This is a genomic window from Erythrobacter ramosus, from assembly GCF_009828055.1.
Taxonomy (GTDB): domain Bacteria; phylum Pseudomonadota; class Alphaproteobacteria; order Sphingomonadales; family Sphingomonadaceae; genus Erythrobacter; species Erythrobacter ramosus.
This window is the reverse complement of record NZ_WTYB01000001.1, coordinates 620,885-633,615: the sequence shown is the minus strand read 5'-3', so window position 1 is coordinate 633,615 and position 12,731 is coordinate 620,885. Positions and strand designations below refer to the sequence as shown.

Below are 12,731 nucleotides of genomic sequence, written 5' to 3'. Positions count from 1 at the left end.
CCAGTGGCACCAATTCGGTGCGCGATTTCAGCAAGATAATCTTGCCCGGTCCGCCCGCGCTATTCCTAAGCTCAGGTAAACACCGGTTTTACCGGATTTTGACGTACTCGGGTTAGGAAGGGCGATGATGTTTGAGAAAGCCAAGCCTTTCAATGCGCACAGCGGCGCGCTTTCCGGTGGTCGTCCCGCCGAGGAGCGCACCCGCGTGCGAACCACGTCCTCCAGTGGCGGTGAGGAGCGATTCGCACTGCGTCCGGCACGGCGCGCGGGGGAAGCTCTGCGCGCGCTCGAATGGAGTGAGCTAACCGCGCGGCTCAACGCGGCGCGCGACCTGCGGCTGCTGCTGCGGACCGAATCGCACGCCCCGATCGAGCAGACAGCAGCCAGCTTCGGCGATGCGGCTGCAAGTTACTTTGCGCTTCTCGACGATAGCGAACCGGGTGTTAACCTTGATACTTTAGGGCAATCTAAAGCCTTGGGTGCAAAGGTTGGCTTCAACGAAGCCAACCGCCCGGGCGACGCGAAAGGATTACCCTCCGACGCACCCTGCGGCGATGCGAGAGACAAGCAATGATTGAGAACCAGGACATCCGCCCCGCACAGGTTATCGGCCCGCTTGGCGAGCCGCTGACGCTTGCCGACCTGCCTTCTCCCCAGACCAAGCGTTGGGTGGTGCGGCGCAAGGCCGAGGTGGTGGCTGCCGTCAATGGCGGGCTGCTGACGCTTGACGAAGCGCTCGCGCGCTATGGCCTGACGCTGGAGGAGTTCGCTTCGTGGCAGCGTGCGGTCGATCGTTCGGGGATGCACGGGCTGCGTGTCACGAAGATTCAGCACTACCGCGACCTCTACGAGCGCCAGCTCAAGTACTGACTCCAGCTTCGATTCGTCCCGCCGGAAGCCCGCTCTGCCCGTAAGGCGTTGCGGGCTGTCGTCGTTTGGCGGCACTCCCCTTGCACGGCAGCGCGCACATCTCGCGCACCAGCTGCCGGCATGGGAGACACTTTATGGGATGGATTATCGCGTTGATTGTTGGCGGTTTGGCGGGCTGGCTGGCCAGCCTTCTGATGAATCGCGATGCATCGATGGGCGTCGTCCTCAACATCGTCGTCGGCTGCGTCGGCTCGGTGATTGGCAATTTGATTGCCGGCCCCTTGCTCGGCATCAGTGGCAGCGTGCAGGAATTCTCGATCCGCGGACTGATCGTTGCCGTCATCGGCGCGGTGGTGTTGCTCGGGATCGTCAATCTGATCCAGCGCGGCCGAGTGCGCTGATGCGATAGCCCTTTCCTCACCCCGAACCGCTGACGCGTGCCTTTCGTCTAGGCTGAAAGTCATCGGTCGATGCAGTCATTGCGGCCCAACGCCCGACAATCTATGAGGCGTTGCAGTTGGTGACTTATGCGAGTAATACACTTCGTGGCCGGAGTGTCCGCTGCGCGGGACCGGTCCGAGTGAGGGAATGGCGATGAATTACGAGACGACGATCAGGGCCGAGGCCGCCGACGGGGTGACCACCGAGTTTTCCGGTGCGCGCACGCTTGCCGCGCCCGCGCTCCCGCGTTGGCTGATTGTCGGCGGGCTTGGCGTGTTCGGGCTGCTGTTGGCGGTCGCGGCGTGGTTTGCGCTGGCCGGCGGCGAGCCGGTGGCGGTTGATGATGACAATTCGCAGGCCCCTTCGGTTACCGTTGTCACGCCCGGTATGACGACGGTCGCAGGCGAGATTGAGGCGCCCGGCACTCTGGCGGCACGCCGCCCGATGCCGGTTGGCGTTGTGGGCGAAGGCGGGCAAGTGCTGCGCGTCACTGTCGATGCGGGCGATTGGGTGCAGCAGGGTCAGGTGCTGGCAGTGATCGACCGTTCGGTGCAGGTCCAGCAGGCCGCCGCACAATCCGCGCAGATCGATGTCGCCAAGGCTGACGCCAATCTGGCCCAGGCCAACCTTGATCGCGCCGCCCAGCTGGTGGCGCGCGGGTTTGTTTCCAAGGCCGATATTGACCGGCTGACCGCCGTGCGCGATTCCGCCGTTGCCCGCGTGAAGGTCGCGCAGGCGCAGTTCGGCGAACAGCGCGCGCGGAACGAGCGGCTCAATATCTATGCGCCCGCCACTGGCTATGTTCTCGCCCGCAATGTCGAGCCCGGTCAGACGGTCGGTGCAGGCTCTCCGGCGCTGTTCACCATCGCCAGCGGCGGCGAGATGGAAATGCTCGCCCAGCTTTCCGAAGAACAGCTGGCGAAGCTTTCGGTCGGCACGATGGCGACCATCACCCCAACCGGATCGGAAAAGAGCTTCTCGGGCCAGATCTGGCAGGTTGCCCCGGTCATCGATGCGACGACCCGGCAGGGCACGGCGCGGATCGCGCTGCCCTTTGCGCCCGAACTGCGGCCCGGCGGCTTTGCCACGGCGCGGATCAATTCGGGCAGCTTCAGCGCAACGGTTCTTCCCGAAAGCGCCGTGCTCGCCGATAGCCAAGGCAGCTTTGTCTATGTCATCGGCAAGGACAAGAAAGCGGTGCGCCGCCCGGTCAAGACCGGTGCGGTGACGGCCAACGGCCTCGCCATCACCGAAGGCCTCACCGGCAATGAGCAGGTGGTGCTGCGCGCCGGCGGGTTCCTCAACCCCGGCGAAACCGTCAACCCCCAGCCCCTCAAGAAGTAATCGCGTCCATCCCCGCGGCGGTTTTCCGCGTAACTGACGGGGAGCGGGCGCAGCACCGGCGAAACACAGGCAGGAATATCATGGCTCTACGCGACATCTCGGCCTGGTCGATCCGCAATCCGGTGATCCCTCTGGTGTTCTTCACCGGCCTGCTGTTTGCGGGGATCGTCAGCTTCCTGCAAATGGACGTGACCAACAATCCGGATGTCGATTTCCCGGCGGTGCGGGTCAACATCTCCCAGCCGGGCGCGTCCCCGACCGAGATCGAGAACCAGATCACCCAGCGCGTGGAAAGCGCGCTGCGTTCGATCAGCGGGGTCAATTCGATCCAGTCGACCGCGCGCGAGGGCTCGTCGCAAACCTTCGTTGAATTCGAGATCGGCACCAACCTGATCGAAGCGGTGAACGAGGTCGAAACCGCGATCGATTCGGTGCGCGGCAGCTTGCCCGACGGCATTCTGGAACCACAGGTCTCAAAGGTCGACGTGGTGGGCGAGCCGATCGGCTATGTCGCGGTCGAAGCCAATGACATGACGCTGGAACAGCTGAGCTGGTTCATCGACGATACCGTCGCCAAACGGCTGTTGAAGATCGAAGGCATGGCCGAAGTCCAGCGCTTCGGCGGGGTCGACCGGCAGATCGAAGTGATCCTCGATCCAGCGCGGATGCAATCTTTCGGCGTCACCGCCTCGCAGATCAATGCGGCGCTGCGTCAGGGCAATCTCGATGCCGCAGGCGGCCTTGCTGAGATTGGCGGCACCCGCCAGTCGCTCCGCGTGCTCGGCAACTCGGACACGGCGTTCGCCCTGTCGCAGACCCAGATCCAGCTTGGCGGCGGGCGCACCGTGCGGCTCGCCGATATCGCCAAGGTGCGGGACGGTTTTTCCGAACGCACCTCGATTTCCGAGGTCAACAGCAAGGAAGTCGTGAACTTCATGATGAACCGCGCGCGCGGCGCATCGGACCTTGCGGTCTATGACGCTGCGTTGGCCGAGATGGACAAGATCGAGGCCGAGAACGAAGGCGTGAAGTTCATCAAGCTGTCGACCAGCACGACTTATACGCGCGGCCAGTACAAGTCCTCAATGTGGGCGCTGGTTGAAGGCGCGGTGCTCGCGGTGGTCGTGGTGTTCCTGTTCCTGCGTGATTGGCGCGCAACCTTTATCTCGGCGGTCGCAATCCCGCTGTCGGCGATCCCGACCTTCTGGTTCATGGATCTGCTGGGCTTCAACCTCAACTTCCTGTCGCTGCTGGCGCTGGCGCTGGTGGCAGGGGTGCTGGTCGACGATGCGATCGTGGAGATCGAGAATATCGTGCGCCATATGCGCATGGGCAAATCGGCCTATCAGGCGAGTATCGACGCGGCTGACGAAATCGGCCTGCCGGTGGTTGCCACCAGCTTCTGCATCGTCGCAGTGTTCCTGCCCGTGGGCCTGATGCCGGGCGTGTCGGGCCAGTTTTTCCAGAACTTCGGCATCACCGTGGTGATCGCGGTGCTCATGTCGCTGGCCGTCGCGCGGATGGTCACGCCGCTGATGGCGGCCTATTTCCTGAAGTCCAAGGGCCACGCCGAACATGGCGAGGGGCCGATGATCGACGCCTATATGCGGGTGCTGGCCTGGACGCTCGACACCGGCCGCATGGCCGCGCGCCGCGCCGGGCTCGACGGCCCGCGCCACCGCGCGGTCTATGTGCTGACGCTGCTGTTGGCGGTGATCGTGCTGCTGATCGTCCCGGCGCTGGCGATGTTCGAACTGGCAAGCGGTTCGATCTCGGCCATGGTTGCAGAAGGCATGGGCGCCGCGCCGCCGTGGAAGGGCCTGATCGGGCTCGACGTGCATAAGCAGATCGCCACGGTCGTCTCAGCCGATCCCAACACCACCGCGCACACAATTGTCGCCAAGGTGTTCGAAGTGGTGATCGTGCTGCTGGTCTCGCTGCTGTCCTTCTTTGCCGCCTTCGCCGCGTTCAAGGCGATCGAGGCTCCGGCGGGCGGCGACAGCAAATTTGCCCGCGGCACGCGCTGGATGACGGCGCGGTTTTACGATCACCGCATTTGGATGCTCGGCATCGGCTGGTTCTCGCTGCTGGTGACGATCCTGCTGTTCGGCCAGATCCCCGGCCAGTTCCAGCCCACCATCGATGACGAAAACAGCCGCGTTGAAATCGAGATGGTGCCCGGCACCACGCTCGCCGAAACCAAGCGGGTGGTGAACACCGTCGCCGATCGCCTGCGCAAGGAGCCGGAAGTCGAACGCCTGCTGGAACGCATCCGGCTGGGTGACAGCTCGTCGATCTTCGTCAAATTGAAGGAAGATCGCCAGCGCACCTCGGTCGAGTTCGAGCGTGAGCTTGCGCCCGATCTCGCCAAGTTCCCCGATGCCCGCGTGCGGTTCCAGTCACAGTCCGGTGGGTTCGGCTCGGGCCGTGATATGACCGTGATGCTGGCGGGTTCCGATCCGGTGCTGCTCGATCAGACCGCCGCGCAGCTGGTGGAGGAGATGCGCGGGCTCAAGTCGCTGGTCGCCCCGCGCATCAGTGCTGACCTCAACCGTCCTGAAATCATCATCACCCCGCGTGACAAGATCGCAGCTGAGCTCGGCATCACCACGGTGGCCCTGTCGCAGACGATCCGCATCGCGACGCTGGGTGAGATCGAACAGAACGCCGCGCGCTTCTCGCTCTCGGATCGCCAGATCCCGATCGTGGTGCGCCTGTCGGAAGCCGCACGCGCCGATTTCCGCACAATCGAGAACCTGCCTGTGCCGCTTTCCAATGGCGGTTCCGTGCCGCTGAGCCGCGTCGCCGACATCACCTTCGGTTCCGGCCCGACCGCGATCCAGCGCTACAACCAGAACCGCCGCGTGCTGGTGGGAGCCGACTTGGCCGCAGGCGTGCTGAAGGGCGAAGCGCAGGCGCAGATCGATGCGTTGCCGGTGTTGCAGGAGCTGCCAGTCGGCGTGATTCGCGACGTGGTGGGCGAAGAGGAATGGCAGGCCGAACTGGTCACTAACCTCATCATCGCGATCATCGCGGGCGTCATGCTGGTGTTTGCGGTGCTGGTGCTGCTCTACAAGCGGCTCATGAGCCCGCTGGTGAACATGACTTCGCTCGCATTGGCGCCGCTCGGCGGCATCTTGCTGATCTGGCTCTTGGGTCAGCCGCAGTCCATGCCGGTCTATATCGGCATTCTGCTGCTGCTCGGCATCGTTTCGAAGAACTCGATCCTGCTGATCGACTTCGCGATCGAGGAGATGAACAAGGGCGTCGGCCAGATCGATGCGATCATGGACGCCGGGCACAAGCGCGCGCAGCCGATCGTGATGACCACCGTCGCGATGACGGCGGGTATGGTGCCGGTGGCACTGTCGCTGTCTGGCGACGGGGCGTGGCGCCAGCCGATGGGCATCGTGGTGATCGGCGGGCTGGTGCTCTCGACGCTGCTGACCCTTCTGATCGTGCCGGCGGGCTTTAGTCTGGCGGACAGTTTCGAAAAGCGCGTTGGCCCGGTGCTGCGCGCACGGATGCTGACCTATAAGCCGGGCGACGAAAACGCTGTGGCCCCGACAATGCCGGATCGGCCGTTCCCCGGCCTCGCCAAGCTGACGCCACCGGGCGGTGAACCGGCCGAGTGATCGTAAGGGCGTGACGAACGACCCCGAAGCGGGCTAAGGCCACAGAATGGCAACGCGTTCTCTGAGGCCTCTGACGCTCGGCGGCCAACCGCTCACGGTCGATCGTGCCCGACGGATGCGCTGGACGGCGACCGGCATGTTGGCGGCGATGGCGCTGATCTTCATCGCCACCCACGGCCTGGCTGCGACCGGCCACCCCGCCTGGGCCTATCTCAACGCCTTTGCCGAAGCGGCGATGGTGGGCGGGCTGGCGGACTGGTTCGCGGTGACGGCACTGTTCCGCCACCCGCTTGGCCTGCCGATCCCGCACACCGCGATCATTCCCGAAAACAAGGACCGCATCGCCGACACCATGGCGCAGTTCCTGCGGGAGAACTTCCTCACCCCCGCCGTGGTCGCGCGGCGGATGGCGGGGATGAACGTCGCCAAGGCAGCGGGCGAGTTCCTTGCGGCCTCGCCCGAACGGGGCCCCAAAGGCGAGATGGTGGACGAACGCTCGCGGATCACCTCGGGCGCGGCGGAATTGCTGGCCGAGGTGCTGGAAAGCCTCGATCCTGACCGGCTCGGCAATCAGGTGCGATCGGGCCTCGCGGGCCAGCTGGCAAAGCTCGACATTGCCCCGCTTGCGGGCCGCATGATCGAGACGACGATGGCCGACAAGCGTCACCAGCCGCTGATCGACGGCTTCGTGCGCTGGGCGGGCCTCACCATCGAGGACAATGAGGAGACCTTGCGCGACATCATCCACCAGCGGGTGGCGGGCGTGCTGCGCTGGGCGGGGATCGACAAGACCATCTCCTCCAGCGTGCTCGACGGGCTGTACAAGCTGCTGGCCGAGGTGCTGGTGAACCCCGACCACCCCCTGCGCGGCAAGATCGAGGAAGGCCTCGCCAAGCTGGGGCAGGATTTGCAGCACGATCCCGAAACCCGCGCCAAGGTTGAAGAGATGAAGCGCGATCTGATCGCCAATCCTGCCGTCGCGGTGTGGTGGACGGGCGTGTGGGAACGCATCCGCCGCTCGCTCATCACCCGCGCGCGCGATCCCGAAAGCGGGATGGGCGAGGAAATGCGCAACATGCTCGCCGAACTGGGCACGGCGTTGCAAAAGGACGAGCGGTTGCAACTCCAGATCAACCGCTTTGCCCGCCGCACGATGGTCGGCGTCGCCACCCGCTATGGCGACCAGATCGTCCGGTTGGTGTCAGAAACGGTCAAGCGCTGGGACGCGACGACCATCACAGACCGCGTCGAAGGCGCCGTCGGCCGCGACCTCCAGTTCATCCGCATCAACGGCACGCTAGTCGGCGGGCTGGTGGGGATGACGCTGCACTTCATTACGACGGTGCTTTAGCCCGGGATTGACTGCATCACCGTCACCACCGGCCCGAAATACATGGTGATCGCCAGATGGGACCGCATCGGCTCGCCCGCAGCGTCAAGTGCAGGCTCCAGCCGCGCCTGTTTCAGCCCTTTACAGGTAGCGGCTTCCAGCTTGGGGTCGGTGTTCTCGACCAGCGCGCAGCTCTCCACCTTGCCATCCGCGCTGGTGATCAGGCGGATGCGCATCACAGCCATCTCGTTATTCTTGCCGATCCGGCTCCACGGAAGATAGCTGTAGAGCTTCTGCATCGCCGCTTGTTCATTGAGCAGGCGCGCATTGCGGGTTGCAGTGCGGTGCTGTTCGGGATCGAGGCCCCACGAACCGATCAGATCAAGCAGACATTCGTTCATGACCCTGACCGGGCGATCAAGCGGGCCTGTCATCAGGCGCACCTGCCCGTCGGCATCGCCGATTTCGACGAAGCGCACGTGCGCGGCCAGTGATGCATCGAGCATCGGCGCAGAGGGGGCGGGTGCCTTGGGGTCCGGCTTGGCCTTGTCAGGGGCGATCAGCCCGACGCTCAGGAAGAACAGCGAGCGGCCATAACCCTCCAACGGGCCGACCAGCGGCTCGTGCTTTGCCGGGGCCGCATCGGGCCAAAAGCGGATGGTGCTTGCCCTATCCGCTGTGATCGACCCGACGGCCGACCCGCCGACTGTCATGCTGAAAGTCGCTCCCGGAGTATATTGCTCGAGGATCAGCACATTGCGATCGCTTTCCGGCCCGAACAGGCGGATCATGCGGCACTTGTTCTTGTCGAAATCGACACTCCACTGGCTACCGGGCTCAACCACGACCGGTTCGGCCATGGCTGGCGAAGGCTGGAGGGCTACCGCAAGCGCGGCGAAGGCAAGAGCTGTGCGACGCATGAAAAAACCTCCGGCAGACGCGTAAGCTGCCGGAGGTTCGTAACAGGATAAAGTCTTTTTTCGCGAGTGCCTTACAGCGCCCCAGTCAGCTCCGGCACTGCCGTAAACAGATCAGCAACCAGCCCGATGTCGGCGACCTGGAAGATCGGCGCGTCGTCGTCCTTGTTGATGGCGATGATCACCTTCGAATCCTTCATGCCGGCAAGGTGCTGGATCGCGCCGGAAATGCCGATGGCGAAGTAGAATTCCGGGGCGACGATCTTGCCGGTCTGGCCGACCTGATAGTCGTTGGGGACATAGCCCGCGTCGACCGCCGCACGGCTCGCGCCGATGGCCGCGCCGAGCTTGTCGGCGAGCGGGGTGATGGTCGCTTCAAAGGTTTCGGCGTCCTTCAGCGCGCGGCCGCCGGACACGATGATCTTAGCGCTGGTCAGTTCCGGACGTTCACTCTTGGCGATTTCCGAGCTGATGAAGGTGGAGACACCTGCATCGCCTGCGCCGCCGACGGCTTCGATGGTGCCCGAACCGCCCTCGGTCGCGGCCTTTTCGAACGCGGTACCGCGTACGGTGATGACCAGCTTGGCATCGGTCGATTCGACGGTGGCGATGGCGTTGCCCGCGTAGATCGGACGGGTGAAGGTCTTGGGGCCTTCAACTGACAGGATCTCGCTGACCTGCATCACATCGAGATGCGCCGCGACGCGCGGCGCCACGTTCTTGCCCTGTGTGGTGGCAGCGGCGAGGAACGCGTCATGGTGGCCCATCAGCGCCGCGGCCAGCGGAGCGACGTTTTCGGCCAGGCCATTGGCATAGGCGGCGTCATCGGCGACGTGGACCTTGCCCACGCCGGCGATCTTGGCCGCAGCTTCGGCCACCGAACCGCAGTTGTGACCGGCGACCAGCAGGTGCACTTCGCCCAGCTTGGATGCAGCGGTGACGACCGCGAGGGTCGCATCGTGCACCTTGGTGTTGTCATGTTCGACGAGAACCAGAGTCTTCATCTCGAATATTCCTTATTCTGAGGGCTGGCGCGCTTACGCGATGCCGAGCGCCTTGACCTTTTCGACCAGCGCGGCGACGTCGGCGACCTTTTCGCCCGCCTGACGCACCGGCGGCTCAGCGACCTTGAGGGTCTTGAGGCGCGGGGTCAGATCGACGCCGTAATCGGCCGCAGTCTTGACCGCGAGCGGCTTCTGCTTGGCCTTCATGATGTTCGGCAGCGAGGCATAGCGCGGCTCGTTCAGGCGAAGATCGGTGGTGACGATCGCGGGCATGGCGAGCTTCACGGTCTGAAGGCCGCCATCGACTTCGCGCTTCACGATCACGCTGTCACCATCCACCTCGACGGTGTTGGCGAAGGTGCCCTGCGGACGGCCCATCAGGGCTGCCAGCATCTGGCCGGTCTGGTTCGAATCGTCCGAAATCGACTGCTTGCCGAGGATGACAAGGCCAGGGGCCTCTTCATCGGCAATCGCCTTGAGGATCTTGGCGACAGCCAAGGGCTCGACCTCTTCATCGGTCTCGATCAGGATCGCACGGTCGGCGCCCATCGCGAGCGCGGTGCGGAGCGTTTCCTGCGCCTTGGCCGGGCCGACGCTGACAGCGACGATCTCGGTGGCCGCGCCCTTTTCCTTGAGGCGGATGGCTTCCTCGACCGCGATCTCGTCGAACGGGTTCATGCTCATCTTGACGTTGGCAAGGTCAACGCCCGTGCCATCGGCCTTGACCCGCGGCTTGACGTTGTAATCGATCACCCGCTTGACGGGGACGAGGATTTTCATGGGTGTTCCTTCCTCTCACAGAATCTTGAACGATACACTGGGCGCCCGCCTAGATTGCGTTTACGTAAACGTCAAGTGCGGTCGGGGCCGGGATTCACGCGAAAGCGCTAGCCTGCGTCTGCGCCAGAGTCGCTAGGTAATTTTGATGTCCGGCGCTACGCTTCAGCGGGCAAAGGAGAGCGGAATGCGCGCATTTTGGGCAATGGCCGGTGCAATCATTGCAGCATGGGGCAGCACGCTCGCAGCGCAGGAAACCCGGGTCGGGGCAGAGGGGTTCGTATCGCCGCCCGCTACCATTTATCAGATGTGGTGGCTCGAAGGCTTGTGGCAGGGCGAGGGGATCGATGGGGCGCCTGCGACCGAAAGCTGGCTCCCTTCGACGGGCCACACCATGGTCGGCACCTTCGTGCAGCAGACCCCCGAAGGCGACATTCTGTTCTCGGAGCACATGTATCTGGTGGAGGAGGATGGCAGCCTGGTCCTCAAGCTCAAGCACTTCAACGCCGATCTCACCGGCTGGGAAGACAAGGCGGGCATGGTCACCTTCCAGCTGCTCAGCCTCGATTTCTGCGCGGCCTATTTCAGCGGCCTCACCATTCGCTGCGACGGCAATGACAAGCTGGTCGTGGGGGTGCGGATGAAGAGCGACGCTGCCGAACCCAAGGAACTGTTGTTCCGCTTCAACCGGGCGGCGCGGCCCCAGAGTGTCTTTGGTTGCGACGGCACCACAATCGAGATGAACGAATGCATGAGCGAGATTCTGGCCCGCTCGACCGAGCGCAAGGATCAATACCTTGCCGCTGCACTCGCCCGGCATGATGACAGTCCGGATGTAGCGAAGATGATCCGGCAAAGTGATGCCGCTTCCGAAGCGTACCGAAAGCAGGAATGTTATGCACTTTATGAGGACAACAAGGAGGGCACCATTCGCAACTACGTCTACCTTGGCTGCGCAATCGCGCTGGTCGATGAGCGCACCCGCACGATCTGGCAGAATTGGCTGACCTATGCCGACACCACGCCGCCGATGCTGCCGGAACCCGGCCCGTCGCGCTGAGCCACAAAGCAAAGCCCCCGCCAGCGCGAACCGGCGGGGGCTGCTGATCCCTATCGGAGCGGAGGCTTAGGCGGCCTTCTTCACCTCAGCGACGATCTTCTGCGCGGCATCGCCCAGATTGTCGGCGCTAACGATGGCGAGGCCCGAGTTCTCGAGGATCGCCTTGCCTTCGGCCACATTGGTGCCTTCGAGGCGCACCACGAGCGGAACCTGGAGGTTCACGTCCTTGGCTGCCTGCACGATCCCGTTGGCGATCACGTCGCACTTCATGATCCCGCCGAAGATGTTGACGAGGATGCCTTCCACCGCCGGGTCCTTGAGGATGATCTTGAAGGCCGCCGTCACCTTCTCGGTGGTGGCGCCGCCGCCCACGTCGAGGAAGTTGGCCGGGAAGGCGCCGTTCAGCTTGATGATGTCCATCGTTGCCATGGCGAGGCCTGCGCCGTTGACCATGCAGCCGATGTTGCCGTCTAGCTTGATGTAGGCGAGATCATATTCGCTGGCTTCGACTTCGGCCGGGTCTTCCTCGGTCTCGTCGCGCAGGGCTTCGATGTCGGGGTGGCGGTAGAGCGCGTTGCCGTCGAAGCTCATCTTGGCGTCTAGCACCAGCAGCTTGCCGTCTTCGCTTTCGACCAGCGGGTTGATTTCCAGCATCTCGCAATCGGTGGCGAGGAAGGCGTCGTACAGCTGCTTGGCCAGCTTCTGCGCCTGCTTGTTGAGATCACCAGTCAGCTTCAGCGCGAAGGCCACGGCGCGGCCGTGGTGCGGCTGGAAGCCCTGCGCCGGGTCAACGCTGAAGGTTGTGATCAGCTCGGGCGTGTCATGCGCCACGGTCTCGATGTCCATGCCCCCTTCCGTCGAAACGACGAAGGCAACGCGGCCCGTCGCGCGGTCGACCAGCAACGAGAGGTAGTATTCCTTGGCGATGTCGACGCCGTCGGTGATGTAGAGGCGGTTCACCTGCTTGCCCGCATCCCCCGTCTGGATGGTGACCAGCGTGTTGCCGAGCATTTCCTTGGCGTGGGCTTCCACTTCCTCAAGGCTCTTGGCGAGGCGCACGCCGCCCTTGGCATCGGGGCCGAGTTCCTTGAACTTGCCCTTGCCGCGGCCGCCCGCATGGATCTGCGCCTTCACGACATAAAGCGGCCCGGGCAGCTTCTTGGCAGCTTCCACCGCTTCTTCGACGGTGAGCGCGGCGTGGCCGGCCGGGATGGCAAGCCCGTGCTGGGCGAGCAGTTCCTTGGCCTGATATTCATGGACGTTCATGGCGTATCGATCCCTTTAATGCGTATTCTGGGCGTATCCTGACGAGAGGTCGTCTGGCGGGGGCCTAAGCACGGATCGACCCTCTTG

The 12,731-nt window shown here is 63.9% G+C and carries 11 protein-coding genes; 7 read left to right on the top strand and 4 right to left on the bottom strand.

The annotated features are described in order from the left end of the window. Positions 1–124 precede the first annotated feature (124 nt). From GRI59_RS03210 to GRI59_RS03185, 6 genes are all read left to right on the top strand, one after another. Positions 125–574 (top strand): hypothetical protein, encoded by a 450-nt coding sequence (locus tag GRI59_RS03210; RefSeq protein ID WP_160759745.1) that lies wholly within the window; start codon positions 125–127, stop codon positions 572–574. After that, entirely contained in the window at positions 571–870 is a 300-nt protein-coding gene (sciP, locus tag GRI59_RS03205) for a CtrA inhibitor SciP (RefSeq protein WP_068350083.1), read from the top strand. The genes GRI59_RS03210 and sciP overlap by 4 nt, the downstream gene beginning before the upstream one ends. Before the next feature lie 134 nt (positions 871–1,004). Beyond that, complete coding sequence (locus tag GRI59_RS03200; protein WP_160759744.1) at positions 1,005–1,271, top strand: GlsB/YeaQ/YmgE family stress response membrane protein; 267 nt, start codon at positions 1,005–1,007, stop codon at positions 1,269–1,271. A 193-nt stretch (positions 1,272–1,464) separates the two neighbouring features. Further along, positions 1,465–2,655, top strand: coding sequence for an efflux RND transporter periplasmic adaptor subunit (locus tag GRI59_RS03195; RefSeq protein ID WP_183363524.1), 1,191 nt, complete (start codon positions 1,465–1,467; stop codon positions 2,653–2,655). Between the two features lie 80 nt (positions 2,656–2,735). After that, positions 2,736–6,290 (top strand): efflux RND transporter permease subunit, encoded by a 3,555-nt coding sequence (locus GRI59_RS03190; RefSeq protein ID WP_160759742.1) that lies wholly within the window; start codon positions 2,736–2,738, stop codon positions 6,288–6,290. Positions 6,291–6,336: 46 nt separating this feature from the next. Further along, the gene (locus GRI59_RS03185; RefSeq protein WP_160759741.1) at positions 6,337–7,641 is read left to right on the top strand and encodes a DUF445 domain-containing protein; all 1,305 of its coding nucleotides are present in this window, start codon (positions 6,337–6,339) and stop codon (positions 7,639–7,641) included. Here the strand turns inward: GRI59_RS03185 and GRI59_RS03180 are convergent. The 3 genes from GRI59_RS03180 to GRI59_RS03170 all read right to left on the bottom strand — a co-directional run bounded on the left by GRI59_RS03180 (position 7,638) and on the right by GRI59_RS03170 (position 10,321). Next, a complete protein-coding gene (locus GRI59_RS03180) occupies positions 7,638–8,480 on the bottom strand; it encodes a hypothetical protein (RefSeq protein ID WP_160759740.1) in 843 nt (280 codons plus the stop codon). The two genes, GRI59_RS03185 and GRI59_RS03180, sit on opposite strands and share 4 nt — an antisense overlap. 131 nt (positions 8,481–8,611) lie before the next feature. Then, positions 8,612–9,541 (bottom strand): electron transfer flavoprotein subunit alpha/FixB family protein, encoded by a 930-nt coding sequence (locus tag GRI59_RS03175; RefSeq protein WP_160759739.1) that lies wholly within the window; start codon positions 9,539–9,541, stop codon positions 8,612–8,614. Between the two features lie 33 nt (positions 9,542–9,574). Beyond that, on the bottom strand, positions 9,575–10,321 hold the full coding sequence (locus tag GRI59_RS03170) for an electron transfer flavoprotein subunit beta/FixA family protein (protein ID WP_160759738.1): 747 nt from the start codon (positions 10,319–10,321) through the stop codon (positions 9,575–9,577). Between the two features lie 184 nt (positions 10,322–10,505). Between GRI59_RS03170 and GRI59_RS03165 the strand changes: the two genes are divergently transcribed. Beyond that, complete coding sequence (locus GRI59_RS03165; RefSeq protein ID WP_160759737.1) at positions 10,506–11,378, top strand: DUF6265 family protein; 873 nt, start codon at positions 10,506–10,508, stop codon at positions 11,376–11,378. Positions 11,379–11,444: 66 nt separating this feature from the next. Here the strand turns inward: GRI59_RS03165 and sucC are convergent, their stop codons facing one another. Continuing rightward, positions 11,445–12,644 (bottom strand): ADP-forming succinate--CoA ligase subunit beta, encoded by a 1,200-nt coding sequence (sucC, locus tag GRI59_RS03160; RefSeq protein WP_160759736.1) that lies wholly within the window; start codon positions 12,642–12,644, stop codon positions 11,445–11,447. Between the last annotated feature and the right edge of the window lie 87 nt (positions 12,645–12,731).